At 66.9% G+C, this 15,436-nt stretch carries 15 protein-coding genes; 11 read left to right on the top strand and 4 right to left on the bottom strand.

Annotated features, from left to right (window positions below):
• Window positions 1-9 precede the first annotated feature (9 nt).
• Genes NX780_RS17090 through NX780_RS17080 form a run of 3 tightly spaced genes read left to right on the top strand, consistent with a single transcriptional unit; the run spans window position 10 to window position 2,381 of the window.
• Window positions 10-1,290: an arsenic transporter gene (locus NX780_RS17090; RefSeq protein ID WP_258829085.1), complete on the top strand. Its 1,281-nt coding sequence runs from the start codon at window positions 10-12 to the stop codon at window positions 1,288-1,290.
• A 15-nt stretch (window positions 1,291-1,305) separates the two neighbouring features.
• Window positions 1,306-2,022 (top strand): arsenical resistance protein ArsH, encoded by a 717-nt coding sequence (gene arsH / locus NX780_RS17085; protein WP_258829084.1) that lies wholly within the window; start codon window positions 1,306-1,308, stop codon window positions 2,020-2,022.
• Window positions 2,023-2,033: 11 nt separating this feature from the next.
• On the top strand, window positions 2,034-2,381 hold the full coding sequence (locus NX780_RS17080; protein ID WP_258829083.1) for a DUF4326 domain-containing protein: 348 nt from the start codon (window positions 2,034-2,036) through the stop codon (window positions 2,379-2,381).
• On the opposite strand, the gene NX780_RS17075 is transcribed toward NX780_RS17080, so the two are convergent.
• Window positions 2,374-2,997: a GIN domain-containing protein gene (locus NX780_RS17075; protein WP_258829082.1), complete on the bottom strand. Its 624-nt coding sequence runs from the start codon at window positions 2,995-2,997 to the stop codon at window positions 2,374-2,376. The genes NX780_RS17080 and NX780_RS17075 overlap by 8 nt on opposite strands.
• A gap of 269 nt (window positions 2,998-3,266) precedes the next feature.
• Between NX780_RS17075 and NX780_RS17070 the strand changes: the two genes are divergently transcribed.
• The 4 genes from NX780_RS17070 to NX780_RS17055 all read left to right on the top strand — a co-directional run bounded on the left by NX780_RS17070 (window position 3,267) and on the right by NX780_RS17055 (window position 7,351).
• Window positions 3,267-3,734, top strand: a complete 468-nt coding sequence (locus NX780_RS17070) for a GyrI-like domain-containing protein (protein ID WP_258829081.1) — start codon at window positions 3,267-3,269, stop codon at window positions 3,732-3,734.
• Between the two features lie 313 nt (window positions 3,735-4,047).
• The gene (locus NX780_RS17065; protein WP_370663621.1) at window positions 4,048-5,646 is read left to right on the top strand and encodes an acid phosphatase; all 1,599 of its coding nucleotides are present in this window, start codon (window positions 4,048-4,050) and stop codon (window positions 5,644-5,646) included.
• Window positions 5,647-5,857: 211 nt separating this feature from the next.
• Complete coding sequence (locus tag NX780_RS17060) at window positions 5,858-6,574, top strand: DUF4142 domain-containing protein (RefSeq protein ID WP_258829079.1); 717 nt, start codon at window positions 5,858-5,860, stop codon at window positions 6,572-6,574.
• Between the two features lie 102 nt (window positions 6,575-6,676).
• Window positions 6,677-7,351, top strand: coding sequence for a DUF4142 domain-containing protein (locus NX780_RS17055; RefSeq protein WP_258829078.1), 675 nt, complete (start codon window positions 6,677-6,679; stop codon window positions 7,349-7,351).
• Window positions 7,352-7,384: 33 nt separating this feature from the next.
• Here NX780_RS17055 and NX780_RS17050 read toward each other — a convergent pair whose 3' ends face one another.
• Window positions 7,385-7,915 carry an FMN-binding negative transcriptional regulator gene (locus NX780_RS17050; RefSeq protein ID WP_258829077.1) on the bottom strand — a complete coding sequence of 177 codons (531 nt, stop codon included), beginning with the start codon at window positions 7,913-7,915 and terminating at the stop codon, window positions 7,385-7,387.
• Entirely contained in the window at window positions 7,915-8,376 is a 462-nt protein-coding gene (locus NX780_RS17045; RefSeq protein ID WP_258829076.1) for an OsmC family protein, read from the bottom strand. The genes NX780_RS17050 and NX780_RS17045 overlap by 1 nt, the downstream gene beginning before the upstream one ends.
• A gap of 101 nt (window positions 8,377-8,477) precedes the next feature.
• On the opposite strand from NX780_RS17045, the gene pdxR reads away from it, so the two are divergent.
• A complete protein-coding gene (pdxR, locus tag NX780_RS17040; RefSeq protein WP_258829075.1) occupies window positions 8,478-9,956 on the top strand; it encodes a MocR-like pyridoxine biosynthesis transcription factor PdxR in 1,479 nt (492 codons plus the stop codon).
• 607 nt (window positions 9,957-10,563) lie between these two features.
• Window positions 10,564-11,940: a glycoside hydrolase family 2 protein gene (locus NX780_RS17035; protein WP_258829074.1), complete on the top strand. Its 1,377-nt coding sequence runs from the start codon at window positions 10,564-10,566 to the stop codon at window positions 11,938-11,940.
• Here the strand turns inward: NX780_RS17035 and NX780_RS17030 are convergent.
• The gene (locus NX780_RS17030) at window positions 11,928-13,040 is read right to left on the bottom strand and encodes an aldose epimerase family protein (protein WP_258829073.1); all 1,113 of its coding nucleotides are present in this window, start codon (window positions 13,038-13,040) and stop codon (window positions 11,928-11,930) included. The genes NX780_RS17035 and NX780_RS17030 overlap by 13 nt on opposite strands.
• Window positions 13,041-13,326: 286 nt before the next feature.
• Between NX780_RS17030 and NX780_RS17025 the strand changes: the two genes are divergently transcribed.
• Together NX780_RS17025 and NX780_RS17020 are read left to right on the top strand one after the other, a co-directional pair.
• Window positions 13,327-14,376: a glycosyltransferase family 9 protein gene (locus tag NX780_RS17025; protein ID WP_258829072.1), complete on the top strand. Its 1,050-nt coding sequence runs from the start codon at window positions 13,327-13,329 to the stop codon at window positions 14,374-14,376.
• Window positions 14,373-15,428 carry a glycosyltransferase family 4 protein gene (locus NX780_RS17020; RefSeq protein WP_258829071.1) on the top strand — a complete coding sequence of 352 codons (1,056 nt, stop codon included), beginning with the start codon at window positions 14,373-14,375 and terminating at the stop codon, window positions 15,426-15,428. The genes NX780_RS17025 and NX780_RS17020 overlap by 4 nt, the downstream gene beginning before the upstream one ends.
• Window positions 15,429-15,436 lie beyond the last annotated feature (8 nt).

Below are 15,436 nucleotides of genomic sequence, written 5' to 3'. Positions count from 1 at the left end.
GGAACGCGCTTGCTGACCGCCTTCCTGATCTTTGCCGCCACCCTCGTCCTCGTCATCTGGCAGCCGCGCGGCCTCGGCATCGGCTGGAGCGCTTCCTTCGGCGCCATCGCGGCCCTGCTGCTCGGCGTGATCCGGCTGGAAGACATCCCCGTCGTCTGGGGCATCGTATGGAACGCCACCGGCGCCTTCGTCGCCATCATCGTCATCAGCCTGCTGCTGGACAAGGCCGGCTTCTTCGAGTGGGCCGCGTTGCACGTGGCGCGCTGGGGCCGCGGCAGCGGGCGGCGCCTGTTCGTGCTGCTGGTGCTGCTCGGCGCCGCGGTGGCCGCGCTGTTCGCCAACGACGGTGCGGCGCTGATCCTCACGCCCATCGTGATCGCCATGCTGGCGGCGCTGCGCTTTTCGCCGCGGGCCACGCTGGCCTTCGTGATGGCGGCCGGCTTCATCGCGGACACGGCCAGCCTGCCGCTGGTGGTGTCGAACCTCGTCAACATCGTGTCCGCCGACTACTTCGGGATCGGCTTCGCACGCTACGCCGCCGTGATGGCGCCGGTGAACCTGGTGTCGGTGGCGGCCACGCTCGGCGCCCTGCTGTTCTTCTTCGGCCGCGACATCCCGCGCGACTATGAGCTGGCCCAGCTGCGCGCACCGGAGGAAGCGATCCACGACCGCGCCACCTTCGTCGCCGGCTGGTGGGTGCTGGCCATGCTCCTCATCGGCTTCTTCTGGCTCGATGAAGCGGGCGTGCCGATCAGCGCCGTGGCCGCATTCGGCGCGCTGGTGCTGCTGGCGGTCGCCGCGCGCGGCCACCGCATCTCCACCCGCGTGGTGCTGCGCGGCGCGCCCTGGCAGGTGGTGGTGTTCTCGCTCGGGATGTACCTGGTGGTCTACGGCCTGCGCAACGCCGGGCTGACCGGCTACCTGACGGCATTGCTGGACCGCTTCGCCGCGCATGGCGTGTGGGGCGCGGCATTCGGCACCGGCCTCGTGACGGCGCTGCTGTCCTCGATCATGAACAATATGCCCACCGTGCTGGTCGGCGCGCTGTCGATCGATGCCACGAACGCGACCGGCGCCGTGCGCGAAGCGATGGTCTACGCGAACGTGATCGGCAGCGACCTGGGGCCGAAGATCACGCCGATCGGCAGCCTGGCGACGCTTCTATGGCTGCACGTCCTGGCGAGCAAGGGCGTGCGCATCTCGTGGGCCTATTATTTCCGTGTCGGCATCGTGCTCACCCTGCCGATCCTGTTGGTGACCCTGGCGGCGCTGGCGCTGCGCCTGGGCTGAAGAAGCGAGACAAGCATGAGCAAGATTCCCGGACTCCCGAACATCAACGCCGAGCAGCTCGACATGCCGGACATGGACAAGCTGGCGCAGGCGGGCGACATGACCCACCCGCCGCGCATCCTGCTCCTGTATGGTTCGCTGCGCGAGCGTTCCTTCAGCCGCTTCCTGACCTACGAGGCGGCGCGCATCCTCGAGCACTTCGGGGCGGAAGTGAAAATCTTCGATCCGATGGAGCTGCCCATGGTGGGCAGCGTGCCGGAGACGCATCCGAAGGTGGCCGAGCTGCGCGCACTGTTCCTGTGGTCCGAGGGGCAGGTGTGGTGCAGCCCCGAGCGCCATGGCGCCATCACGTCGGTGATGAAGAACCAGATCGACTGGGTCCCGCTGGAGCAGGGCGCCCTGCGTCCGAGCCAGGGACGCACCCTGGCGCTGATGCAGGTGTGCGGCGGTTCGCAGTCCTTCAACGTGGTCAACACCATGCGCCTGCTGGGGCGCTGGATGCGCATGTTCACCATCCCGAACCAGTCCTCGGTGCCGATGGCCTACAAGGAGTTCGACGAGGAAGGCCGGATGCGTCCATCGGCCTACTACGACCGCGTGGTCGACGTGATGGAAGAACTCTTCAAGATCACCCTCCTGATGCGCGGACGCACCGACTACCTGACGAACCGCTATAGTGAGCGCAACGAACGGGCGCTGCGCCGGATCGACGCGCAGATCGCGAAACTCTAGGAGCGTGAACGATGCCGACGCGCGTACGACTGAGCAGGAAAAAAGGCTGGAAGCTGCCGCCGGATACCGTCTCGGTGGCGCGTCCGGGACGCTGGGGCAATCCCTTCTCGGTGGCGCCCGAGCTCGCGCCGGGCACGCCGGTCGGCACGCGCTACACGGCCATGCCGACGGTGGCGGAAGCGGTGGCCGCCTACCGGCGCTGGATCGAGCGCGACCCGGCCGGCCAGGAGGTCGCGCGGCAGGCGCAGCTGGCGCTGCGCGGCAAGAACCTGGCCTGCTGGTGCCCGCTCGACGGTCCCTGCCATGCCGAGGTCTTGCTCGACATCGCCAACCGTCCGCTGGACAAGGATCTTACTTGACGGCGACCACGCTGCCGATGCCCGATACCGACTTGTTCACCACGCGCGGGTTGCCGTAGTAGCTCAGGTTGCCCATGCCGGTCACGTTGGCGTCCAGCCTGTCGCTGGCGTGGACCTTGACCGAGCCGATGCCCTCGAAGCTGACGTCGGCGCTGCGGGTGCGCAGGTCCTTGGTGTCGACTTCGCCGACCCCCTCGGCGTGCAGGCGCAGGGTGCGCACCTCGCCATTGATCGCCAGGCGGCCGGCGCCGCGGTAGTCGACGTCGAAGCGCTCGCCGCGCACATTGTTCAGGATGATCAGGCCGGCGCCTTCGCCGCTGAAGGTCTGCAGTTCCGGCAGGGTGACGACCACGCGGTCGCTGTTGCCGATATTCGTGCGCTTGCTCTCCTTCAGCCCCAAGCGCAGTTCGCCGCCCACCACCTCGCTGGTGACGCGGCCGATGAAGGTCGGGTCGCCCTCGACCCGCAGCGAGTGGGACTTGCCGGCTTCGACGACGAGGCTGACGGGACCATGGACCACGATGCCCTTGAACGGGGTGACCTTGCGCAGCTGCTCGTCGGCATGGGCGGTCAGCGAAGCGAGGGACAGGACGGCGGCGAGGATCAGGCGTTGCATGGTGGTCTCCGGTGAAGTGGTATGAATCCATTGTAGGGAGACATTACGACGCCGGGTGGCGTTTGCGACAGACTGCAAAAAAGCGGGAACAGGCGGTGCGGCAAGCCCCTGCCATGCATGCGGCATGCAGCAGATCAATACGGTTGTTGCACGCTTTTCGCAAAAAATACCTGTGCGATGGAGACAAATGGCTGCGCACGATTGCACGGATGCTAATATTGTCTAGGCGATAAGGCTATAATTTTCCCGTCTCCCTGCACACCACTATCATGCACATCTCAACCGTTACCCTGCCTGAAATGAAGCTCGCCGGACTGCCGCTCGCAGGCCCGTTTTCGGTCCTGGAAACGGACATGCCGGGCGTCTGGAGCGCCTTTCTGGAGCGCGAAAGCGAACTGGGCGAAACCAATGGACTGCGCTACGGCGTCAGCCTGCAAGAAAAGAATGGCGTGCACATCGAGTGCGTCGCCGCCGTGGTCGCCGACCTGAACAGTCTGCCGCCGGGCATGATCGGGATCCGCATCCCGGAGCGCCGCTACGCCTTGCTGACCCACCGCGGGCCGATGGCGCGGGTCCAGGCCACCTATCTCACCGGCTTTGCCGCCATCGAGCAGCTGGGCATGGTGCAGGACGACGAGGGCTGGCGCCTGGAGCGCTACGACCGCCGCTATACGCCCACCCTGCACGACGGCGCGCGGCCGGACAATGCCTACGACATCCTGATCCCGCTGCTGTAAGCGAGGAGCACCGCGCGCAATGCGCGGCGCGTAAATTGGTGCCGGTATATTTCCCGACCGCCGGCGCCGGTAGGGCGGCTTGCGCCGCCAGCGTCCCTTCCCAAGGAGCCATTGCATTCTGCCCGGCGATTATGACCGGCGTTTGACAATATCCACGGCGCCATACCCGGCATGTCCGCGTCAATATTCCTGCTGGAAAGAAAAGCACCGATAATGCCTGTTTCCCCGAAGCGACACGGAGCAGGCAGTGCACGAGCAATCACCCCACGACAACCCCGCCACCCAACCGGAAGACCCGACGCGCCGCCGCGTGATGCAGGCCGCCGCCGGTCTCTCGCTGGGCATGCCCCTGCTTGCCGATGCCGCAGCCGGCAAGTCCGCAAAACCTGCGCCTGCGCGCGGCACCTCGCTGGACGACAAGCTGCGCACCCACGTGAAGAACGTGGTCGTGATCTATCTCGAGAACCGCAGCTTCAACAACCTGTTCGCGGACTTCCCGGGCCTGGCTTCGCCCTTGTCGAGCCTTCCGCCGGAAGCGGTGCGGCAAAAAGACCGCGACGGCTCGGTGCTCCCCAGCCTGCCGAAGATCTGGGGCGGCATGGTGCCCGGCCGCCAGAACCTCGGCGGCAAGGACTACATCGTCAAGGAAGACGACATCCAGGGCTTGCCCAACGCGCCGTGGAAGCTGAAGGATGCGCAGGGCAATCCGCTGCCGGAAGGCCTGGTCACGCGCGACCTGACGCACCAGTTCTATCACAACCAGATGCAGATCAACGGCGGCCGCAACGACGGCTTCGTGGCCTGGGGCGATTCCGGCGCCCTGGTAATGGGGCATTACGGCGAGACCGGCAAGAACCTGGGCCTGTGGCAGATCGCGCGCGAGTTCACGCTGTGCGACAACTTCTTCATGGCGGCCTTCGGCGGCTCCTACCTGAACCACCAGTTCCTGATCAGCGGCCGCACGCCCGAATTCTTCGACGCCGCGTCCACGCCGGCGAAGTCGAAGATCGCGGTGCTGGCCGACGGCCCCACCGGCACCCGCCTGGCGCTGGAACCGGACTCTCCGAAGTCGGCGCTGGAGGGCAAGCCGAAGTACGTGCGCAACGGCGCCATCACGCCGGACGGCTACGCCGTCAACACCATGGCGCCGCCCTACCAGCCGAGCTGGGTGAAGCCCGCGCCGGATGGCGACCCGATGCTGGCCGACCCGCACAACCCGTCGACCCTGCCGCCGCAGACCTACAAGACCATCGGCGACCTGCTTTCGGAAAAAGGCGTGAGCTGGGCCTGGTATGGCGGCGCCTGGCAGGCCGCGCTCGACGGACGCGGCCAGGGCCAGCGTCCGAACTTCCAGCACCACCACCAGCCCTTCAATTACTTCAAGCAATTTGCCCCGGGCACGAAGGCGCGCGAAGAACACCTGCGTGACGGCGGCCTGGGCGACAGCCCGATCTCGAACCGCTTCATCGCCGACGTGGTGGCCGGCAAGCTGCCCGCGGTCAGCTTCTACAAGCCGCAGGGCAACCTGAACCTGCATGCTGGCTACTCGGACATCGAGTCGGGTGACGCCCACGTGGCCAATGTGATCGAGCACCTGAAGAAGTCGCCGCAGTGGAAGGACATGGTGGTGGTGATCACCTTCGACGAGAACGGTGGCTGGTGGGACCACGTGGCGCCGCCCCAGGGCGACCGCTGGGGACCGGGCTCGCGCATCCCGGCCATCGTGGTGTCGCCGCACGCCAAGCGCGGCGCCGTCGACCACAACTTCTACGACACCACTTCGATCCTGCGCTTCATCACGCGCCTGCATGGCCTGCCGCTGCTCGACGGCCTGGCCGCGCGCAATGCCGCTTTCGCGGCGCGCGGCGCGCGTCCGCCGGGCGATCTCAGCGCCACGCTGCGCTTCCGCTGAGCGTCGGCAAGCAGGCCAGGGCCAGTCCGCGGACTGGCTTTTTTTCGCCTGATACGTGAGAAATTGCTGCGCGGCTAACGTGCGCTGTTCAGGAAATCGCGGCGCTACACTCGGCTACGCTCGACACGACGCAATGTCAGACAGGACAGGAGACACCGCGCGGCGCCAGCCAGCGCGGGACAGCCCCATACCACTCATCAGGAGAAAAACCATGCAAAAGAACCAGGTCAAGAAACTGCTCGCCGTGAGCGCCTTTGCCGCCATGTTCAGCGCCTTCGGCGTGCAGGCCCAGACCAGCGGCCAGAGCGCCCAGTCCATGACCCAGCAGAGCGCCACCGGCAACCCCAACCTGACCGGCAAGACCGCCGCGGACGGCACCGTCAACAACACCAGCAGCCAGGGCATGGAAGACCGCAGCGCCCAGACCTCGGGCGCATCGGGCGCCGCCGGCCAGACCGGCTCCAGCGCCAAGGTGAGCGCCGCCGACAAGAAGGCGATCACCGACATGGCCATCGCGAATATGGCCGAAGTCGAGACCGGCAAGCTGGCCCTGAGCAAGAGCCAGAACGCCGAGGTGAAGGCCTTCGCCCAGCAGATGATCGACGACCACGGCAAGGCCCTGGCCGACCTGCAGCCGCTGGCGCAATCGAAGGGCGTGACCCTGCCGACCGAGCTGGACGCCAAGCACAAGGCCATGGCCGCCAAGCTCGAGAAACTCACGGGCGACGCCTTCGACAAGGAATACATGAAGATGGCGGGCCTGAAGGACCACAAGGACACCCACGCCAAGCTGCAGAAGATCAGCAAGAGCGCCAAGGACGCCGACGTGAAAGCCGCGGCCGAGAAGACCCTCCCGGTCGTCGAGCAGCACCTGAAGGCCGCGCAGCAGATGTCGTCGGCGAAGTCGGGAACAACCTCCGGCAAATAAGCCGCCCCGGTTGGTATCGAACAGGCAGGAAGCTGTGCGCCGGCGGGATACGCGTCCCGCCGGCGCACAGGCGTTTTCAGCACAGCACACCAGGAGAAACCCATGCAGGAACACCGATCCACGCGCGCAGCGCTGCCGGCCATCTTGACGGCGCTTTTGTTCGTCGCCGCACCGGCCCAGGCCGACAAGGGCCAGGCGGCGACGCCGTCGACCACCCAGGGCGCCGCCGCCACCGACGCCAAGGCGGGCGCGAGCAAGCTGTCCCGCGACGACCGCAAGGCACTCGAAGTGCTGGCGGAATCCAACCTGGCCGAGATCGCGGCCGCGCGGCTGGCGCTGGAGAAAAGCCAGAACGCCCAGGTGCGCGCCTACGCCCAGCGCATGATCGACGAGCACACCAAGGCGCATGCCGAGGTGCGCGCCCTGGCCCAGGCCAAGGGCGTCGAACTGCCGGCCGAGCCGAACGTCACGCACAAGGCCAAGAGCAAGATGCTCGAGGCGCTCAGCGGCGACATTTTCGACCGCACCTACATCAAGCAGTCGGGCCGGCGCGACCACCGCGCCACCCATGAAAAACTCAAGAGCAGGATGGGCGAGCTGAAGGATCCGGAAGTCACGGCCCTGGTCACCAAGATGCGGCCGATCGTCGAGCAGCACCTGCTGGCGGCGGACGAGATGATCGCCAAGACCGCGCGCGGCGCCGCCGGCACGGCGGGCACGCCGGGCAACGACACCAGCACCGCCACCGGCAAGGAACCGACGCCGATGAAGAAGTAAGGCAGGCCCGCACTGCCTCTCAGGGCGCTCGCCTCAGGCAGGGGGAGCGCCCTTCCATTTTCCGTCGATGCGCTCGATGGCGATCTCGATGCCGACGATCGCCTTGAGCATGCCGCCGATATAGGCAGGCGGCGCATCGTCCACGGACCAGGGCTGCGCCTGGGCCGCTTCGTGGTGGCGGGTCTGGCCGCGCAGGAAGTCCAGGAGCCAGGCCGGATCCTCGATGGCGCGCAGCACCCCGCGCGCATGGACCACGTGGTAGTCCCAGGTCGGCACCACGCGGCCGCCGCTTGCCGCTTTTTCTTCCTGATCCGGGGGCGCATAGGCTGCCGGGCCGCGGAACACCACCAGCACCTGCTGCCCGGCGCGGCGCCACAGCGGATTGGCGCGCGCCACATGGGCGCGCAGCAGGCCGTGCCCGCCACCTTCGGCGAACTCGAAAGGAATGTGGTCGGCCATCGGCATGTCGTCCTCGATCGTCACCAGCATGCCCAGCGCATGGCGATGGATGAGCGCATGCATGGCCTGCGGGTCGTGCTGGCGGTGGCGTGTCGGCAGGTACATCAACGTGTCTCCATGACGATGACCTCGGTCTTGAGCGAATTCGCGATGTAGCAGCGCGCATGGGCCTGGTGGTGCAGGGCGCCCAGTTCGTCCTGCGATGGCCGTTCTCCCGCAAACACGATGGCCGGGCGCAGTTCGATGCGGGTCATGGCGATGCGGCCCTCGCCATCCTTGTCCATGAAACCGAGCGCCTCGTCGACGTAGCTGTCGATGGTGAAGCCGCGGCCGGCCGCCAGCGACAGGAAGAACAGCATGTGGCAGCTCGACGCGGCCGCCACCAGGGCTTCTTCGGGGTCGATGGCGCTAGCGTCGGACATCGGAAGCGGCACCGACAGCGGCGAGGAAGAGGCCGGCACTTCCAGGCCGCCGTCGAAGCGCCAGGCGTGGGCGCGGCTATAGCGTCCGTCGAGGAAGGGCTGGCCGCCGCGCTGCCACGCCACCCGGGCTTCGAACTGTTTCATTGCTCCTCCGTGATCAAAGAAGCACCATCATAGGCAGGCGATTGGCTTGCCGAAAGGTCCAATCCGGGCGAAGATGGGCGTACCAATTCCTTTGCCTGCGCATGCACATCCACGACCTCATCGCCGCCACGCCGCTGGACCGCGCAAGCGGCGCACCGCTCTTTCGCCAGCTGTACGCGCGGCTGAAGGACGCCATATTGCAGGGCGGCCTGGGGCCCGGCGCGCGCCTGCCCGCCACGCGCGAACTCGCGCTGCAGCTGGGCGTCGCGCGCCAGACCGTGCTTGCCGCCTACGAGCAGCTGACGGCCGAAGGCTATCTGCGCGGCGGGGTGGGGCAGGGGACCTTCGTCGACACCGCCCTGCCGGCGGCACGCTCCGCGGCCCTGCCTTCCGGCGCGGCGCCGGCCGCGCCGCGCCCCCTGCCGGCGCGTGGCCAGGCAATGGCATCCAGCATGGCGCGGGTGCGCCATCACGCGGGCCCGCTGCGCACCTTCCGCACCAGCATGCCGGGCCTGGACCTGTTTCCTTTCGAGACCTGGCGCAAGCTGGAAGCGCACCACTGGCGCCGCCGCGAGCTGCCGCTCGGCTACGATTCCGCGGCCGGCCATGCGCCGCTGCGCGAGCTGCTCTGCGCCTACCTGAATGCCTCGCGCGGGGTGCGCTGCACGCCCGAGCAGATCGTCATCACGAGCGGTTCGCAGCAGGGCCTCTACCTGCTGGCCCAGCTGTTGCTGGCCCCTGGCGAGGGGGTCTGGCTCGAGTCGCCCGGCTACCAGGGCGCGGCCGCGCCCTTCGAGGTGGCGGGCGCGCGCATCTGTCCCGTGCCGGTCGATGCCGAGGGCATGGACGTGGCGTATGCGGCCCGCCGCTACCCTGACGCCGCCATGGTCTTCGCCACGCCCTCGCACCAGCTGCCGCTGGGCGTGACCATGAGCCTGGCGCGCCGCCTCGACCTGCTGCGCTGGGCGGAAAGCAGGCGCGCCTGGATCGTCGAGGACGACTACGACAGCGAGTACCGCTATACCGGCCCGCCGCTGGCCTCGCTGCAAAGCCTGGACCGCAGCGGCTGTGTGATCTACGTCGGCACCCTGTCGAAGGTGCTGTTCCCCGGCCTGCGCCTGGGCTACGTGGTGGCGCCCCCGAGCCTGGCCGAGCCCCTGCGCCAGGCCAAGGCCGTGGTCGACCGCCACAGCCCGATCGTGCCGCAGGCGGTGCTCGCCGACTTCATCCGCCAGGGCCACTTCGCGCGCCACATCCGGCGCACCCGCGACGCCTATGCCGAGCGCCGCGCCGCGATGCTCGAGGCATTGGGGCAGCGCCTCGGCGGCATGCTCCGCGCCGGCCCGACCGACACGGGCCTGGACGCCTGCGTGCACCTTACGGGGCCGCTCGGCGAAGCGCAGGCGGTGGCGCGCGCACTCGATGCCGGCGTCGACCTGCGGCCGCTGTCCTACTTCGCGCATCCGCAGGCCGGCCCCGAATGCGCCGTACCGCCCGGCCTGCTGCTGGGCTTCTCGGCCTTCACGCCCGTGCAGATCCGCGCCGGCGTGGCGCGCCTGGAGCAAGCGCTGCTGCGCTGAGCAGGTTTCGCTTGGCTGACTCGTCCGTTGTCGATACGATCGTCTTACCGATTTTGGAAACGTTGCCAACTGGAGGAGACCATGATGCGACACGCTTTCGCCCGGCTGCTGCTGGGCTTCACCCTGCTGCTGTCCTGCCTGTCAGCCACCGCCCAGCAGGCGCGGCCGGGCGACGTGCAGCTTGCCGGCCAACCGGCCGCCGCGCCGCGCCAGGATGCGTCGATGGCGCCGCTGCAGAACATCTACGGACGCAGTCACCTGAGCCTGAACGGGCGCTGGAGCTACATCGTCGACCCCTACGAGAACGGCTTCTACGACTACCGCCGCCAGGCCTTCGATGCCTCGAAAAGCGGGAAGGGCGGCTTCTACGACGACAGGAAGCCGAAGGACAAGGGCGACTGGGTCGAGTACGACTTCGACCGGGCCCCCACCATGAAGGTGCCGGGGGACTGGAACTCGCAGGCGGAGAAGCTGCAGCTGTACGAGGGTAGCGTATGGCTGCGCCAGGTCTTCGAGGCCGATCCCAGGCCGGGCCGGCGCTACGTGCTGTATTTCGGCGCCGTCAACTACGAGGCCCACGTCTACCTGAACGGGAAAAAAACTCGGCATGCACAAGGGCGGCTTCACGCCCTTCCAGTTCGACGCCACCGCTTACCTGAAGCAGGGCCGCAACGTGGTCGTGGTCAAGGCCGACAACACGCGCCACCAGGACGAGATCCCCACCGTGAACACCGACTGGTGGAACTACGGCGGCATCACGCGCGACGTGCTGCTGGCCGAGCTGCCGGCGACGTACATCGCCGACTACAAGCTGCAGCTGGCGAAGGGCGACGCGCGCCGTTTGCAGGGCTTCGTGCAGATGGCCGGGGTTGCCCCGGCACAGCAGGTGACCGTGACGATTCCCGAAGCGGGGGTAAAGTTCTCGCTGAAGCCCGACGCGAACGGCCGCGCGACGATCGACGTGCCCGTCAGGCAGCTCGCCTACTGGTCGCCGCAGCAGCCGAAACTCTACGCGGTGGAATTCTCGGGTGGCGGCGACAGGGTGGTCGACCGCATCGGTTTTCGCACCATCGAGACGCGCGGCCAGGACATCCTCCTGAACGGCAAGCCGGTGTTCCTGCGCGGGATCTCGCTGCACGAAGAGAACCCCCTGATCCCGGGCCGCCTGCGCGGGCAAGGCGATATGCGCATGCTGCTGCAGTGGGCGAAGGAACTGAACTGCAATTTCGTGCGCCTGGCCCACTATCCGCACAGCGAGGAGATGACCCGGCTGGCCGACGAGATGGGCCTGATGGTGTGGGCCGAAGTGCCGGTGTACTGGACGATCTCGTGGACCAATCCGGCCACGCTCGCCAACGCCGGAAGACAGCTCACCGACATGATCGAGCGCGACCGCAACCGCGCCAGCGTGGTGGTCTGGTCGGTCGGGAACGAGACCCCGATCGGCGAGGCGCGCAATGCCTTCATGGGCAGCCTGGTGCGCACCGCGCGCGCGCTCGACGACACCCGCCTGGTGGCGGCGGCGCTGGAAATCCACCGCAAGGGCCGTGACATCACGATCGAGGATCCGCTCGCCGAACTGCTCGACCTGGCCAGCTTCAACGAGTATGCCGGCTGGTACTGGGCCAGCAATGCGGAGATGCTGGACTTCCGCTTCGACATCAAGCTCGACAAGCCGGTGGTGGTCACCGAATTCGGCGCCGACGCCCTGGGCGGCTACCATGCCGACGCCGATACGCGCTGGTCCGAGGAATACCAGGACCGGCTCTACCAGAACCAGTTCCGGATGCTCTCGGGGATACCTGGTCTGCGCGGCATGACGCCCTGGGTGCTGGCCGATTTCCGCTCGCCGCGCCGCCAGCATCCCTACTTCCAGGACTTCTGGAACCGCAAAGGATTGATCTCGGACGACGGCAAGAAGAAGCAGGCCTTCTGGACCCTCAAGCGGCATTACGACGAGGTTCAGAAACGCTATGGGCCTTGAAGGCCGTCTTTCCCTGCATCAAGGCCGAAGCGAAAGATAGTCACCGTGTGCAGGGGCGTGCCCGGACGCACTACTGTCGTCGGGAAGTGCGAGATGTTCGGGCTGTTGGGGAAATGTTGGGTCTCCAGCGCCAGCCCACCACCCTTGAGGAGCGGCTGTCCTGCTGCGTCGCGCAGGCTGCCGTTCCAGCTGTTGGCGGAAAACACAACGATGCCTGGCTCGGAGGTGAACACTTCCAGCACGCGTCCCGAGACAGCGTCACGCAGGGTGGCCGCATGCCGTTCCTCGAGTACGAAAGTATGGTCCAATCCATTGCTTGCCTTGATGGCCGGCTCAAGGGCATTCACCACCGCTCCCACCTTGCGGCCGCCTCTCAGATCCAGTATGTCTGTCACCACGGGAATCTCCCCCGTGGGTACGCGCCTGGAGTCAGTGACCAGCCAGCGTCCGGCATTGACCTTCAACTCGTGGTCATAGACGTCGGGAGCGCCGGACAGATTGAAGAATGCATGATGTGTCAGGTTGGCCACGGTTGGCTTGTCGGTCGTCGCACGGTAGTCAATATGCAGGTCCGCTCCATCGAGCCTGAAAGCGGCCTCGACCTGCAGGTTTCCGGGAAAGCCATTTTCCCCATCCTTGCTCGTCAAGGCGAGGTCGACGCCGCAAGCGGCGGGCCTGCCCGTCCATAGGCGACTGCCAAATCCGCCCGGGCCACCGTGGGAGATGACGCCGTCCGGCCTGGCTGCGAGCTCGTAGCGACTGCCATCGAGGGTGAAGCCGCCATTGCCGATGCGGCCGGCAAAGCGCCCGATGATCCGCGAGAAGCTGGTATTGCGTTCATAGTCGGATAGCGTCGCCAGGTTGCGGACGACGTTTTCCATCCTGCCTTCACGGTCTGGTGCCTTGATCTCGTGGAGGATGCCGCCGTAGTCCAGGACCGTGACTTCGATACGATTATTGCTGACCGTGTAGGCGCGCACCTGTTCGCCGGATGACAGCATCCCGAAAGGACGAGATTGGATACTGCATGCGGACGCCTCGGCGCCGGCCACTGCCAGCAAACCGAGCATTGCCTTGATTGGCCTCGAGAATTTTCTCACGTCTTTCTCTCTTAATTTCCACTTAGGATGACCACTTGCACTGGTCTGGTGCGTATTGCATCGTTTACGATGCGCGGGCGCCTCAAACCAGATAGTCAGTGTAATTCAGCCGCAACAGTGGTTGTATTGCATGTAAGAACGTGTAAAGATGGGATTACAAATACATACAAATTGGATAGGCTCTGCCAGACTGCTTTGCAGCGTCGGTTCGAGCCGCATTGTTCGAACGCGATGGACGCGAGTGGCGAAACTGCCGCCGCGCCAGGAATAAACCGAGAGACCTGTAATGCCTCCCGCCCTGTCACGCATCCTCATCTGCCGCACCGACAATATCGGTGACGTCGTCCTCACCCTGCCGCTCGCGGGTTACCTGAAGAGCCTGATTCCGGGCGTCCAGGTCGACATGGTGTGCCGCGCCTATGCCGCCCCCGTGGTGCGCTGTTGCCGTCACATCGACCGCGTGCTGGCGCTGGAGGAACTGGACATCGACCGCCTGTTCCGGGACCAGGAATACGACACCGTCGTCTTTGCCTTCCCGCACCGCGCCATCGGCCGCGCCGCGCGCCGCGCCCACGTCGCGAACCGCGTCGGCAGCAGCCATCGCCTGCACCACTGGATCAGCTGCAACCGGCTCGCGCACTTCAGCCGCGCGCGCTCCTCGCTGCACGAGGCCCAGCTCAATTTTGCCCTGCTCAAGCCGATCGGCATCGAGCACCAGCCGGAACTCGCCGAGCTGGCTTCCCTCTACGGCCTGCAGGCGCCGCGCGCCGCCAGCGTGGAGCAGCTGCTCGATCCATCGCAGTTCAACCTGATCCTGCATCCCAAGTCGAACGGCAACGGGCGCGAATGGCCGCTGGCGCGCTATACCGAACTGGCCGCGCTGCTGCGCAGCGAGCCCGAGGTCGCGGTCTGGATCACGGGCAGCCGCGCCGAAGGAGAAGTACTGGCGCGCGAGGCTCCGCAGCTGCTCGAGAGCCCCAACGTGCGCAACCTGTGCGGCCGCCTCGACCTGCGGGAACTGGTCGCGCTGATCGGCATGGCCGACGGCCTGGTCGCCAGCGGCACCGGCCCGCTGCACATCTCGTCCGCGTTGGGCCAGTCGACGCTCGGCCTGTTCCCGCCCATCAAACCGATTGACATCGCCCGCTGGGGCGCGCTCGGCCGCAACGCCGTCTCGCTCAGTGGCGAGCAGGCCTGCGGCAGCTGCACCGATGCGCAAAGCTGCCGCTGCATGGACGCGATCGGGGCGGGGCAGGTGGCCGCGGTGATCGCCGGATGGCGCGCCAGGGTTGCGCAGCGCCGGCGCGGCGTGCAGCTGGAGGAAGCCGCGGCATGATGCCGAAGCTCCTGATCACGCTCGATTCCATGCGATTCGAGAACACGGGACTGCATACCTTCGGCCACAGCCTGACGAGTGAACTGGCGCGGCAGGGCGAAGGGAATGTCGAGCTGAGCGCCTATACCTATGCGCTGCAGCACGGTTTCCTGGGACAGCGGGCTTCCTATGTTCGCCACCGCAAGTTCCACCGCTGGCATTTCCCGCGCAAGCAGCAGTTCGACGTGGTCCATTTCGCCGACCAGTACTGCCGCTTCGGCCCGCAGCAGGTGCGCGCCCGGACCGTGATGACGGTGCACGACCTGAACCAGGTGCACGAGCAGCCGCCGGGCAGCCCGAAACTCGCACGGCACCTGGGCCGCATGGCGCGCAAGATCGCCGGGGTCGACCACGTGGTGGCGATCTCGGAATTCGTGAAAGCCGACATCCTGCGCTTCTTCCCCGAGGCGGCGGGCAAGATCTCGGTCATCTACAACGGCACCAATCCGGGCCGCGCGCCTGAAGGCCACCTGCCGCGCTTCCAGCCACCGGGGCGCTTTCTCTTCGCGGTCGGCATGGTGTGTCCGAAGAAGAACTTCCACGTGCTGGTTCCGCTGCTGCGCGGGAACGACATGACCCTGGTGATCGCCGGCGTGGTCAAGGACGCCTACAAGGAGAAGATCCTGCAGGAAGCCGCGCGCTACGGTGTGCTGGACAGGGTGGCGGTGACGGGCCCGGTCAGCCAGTTCGACAAGGACTGGTACTACGCGCATTGCGAAGCCTTCCTCTTTCCTTCGCTCGCCGAGGGCTTCGGCCTGCCGGTGCTGGAAGCGATGCACCATGGCCGGCCGGTGTTCCTGTCGCGTTTCACGAGCCTGCCGGAGATCGGCGGCGACGCCGCCTTCTACTTCGACAGCTTCGATCCGGACCATATGGCCGGAGTGCTGGCCCAGGGCATGGCGCGCTTCGAGCGCGAGCACGGCGCCGAACGCGCCCGCCTGCACGCGAGCCGCTTCAGCTGGGAAAAAGCGGGCGCGGCCTACCTCGCGCTGTACCGCCAGGTCCTGGCCTGAGGCGGCGC

Source organism: Massilia agri, assembly GCF_024753255.1.
GTDB classification, from domain to species: domain Bacteria; phylum Pseudomonadota; class Gammaproteobacteria; order Burkholderiales; family Burkholderiaceae_D; genus Telluria; species Telluria agri.
The sequence above is the reverse complement of the archived record's forward strand: the minus strand, read 5'-3'. Positions and strand labels throughout refer to the sequence as shown.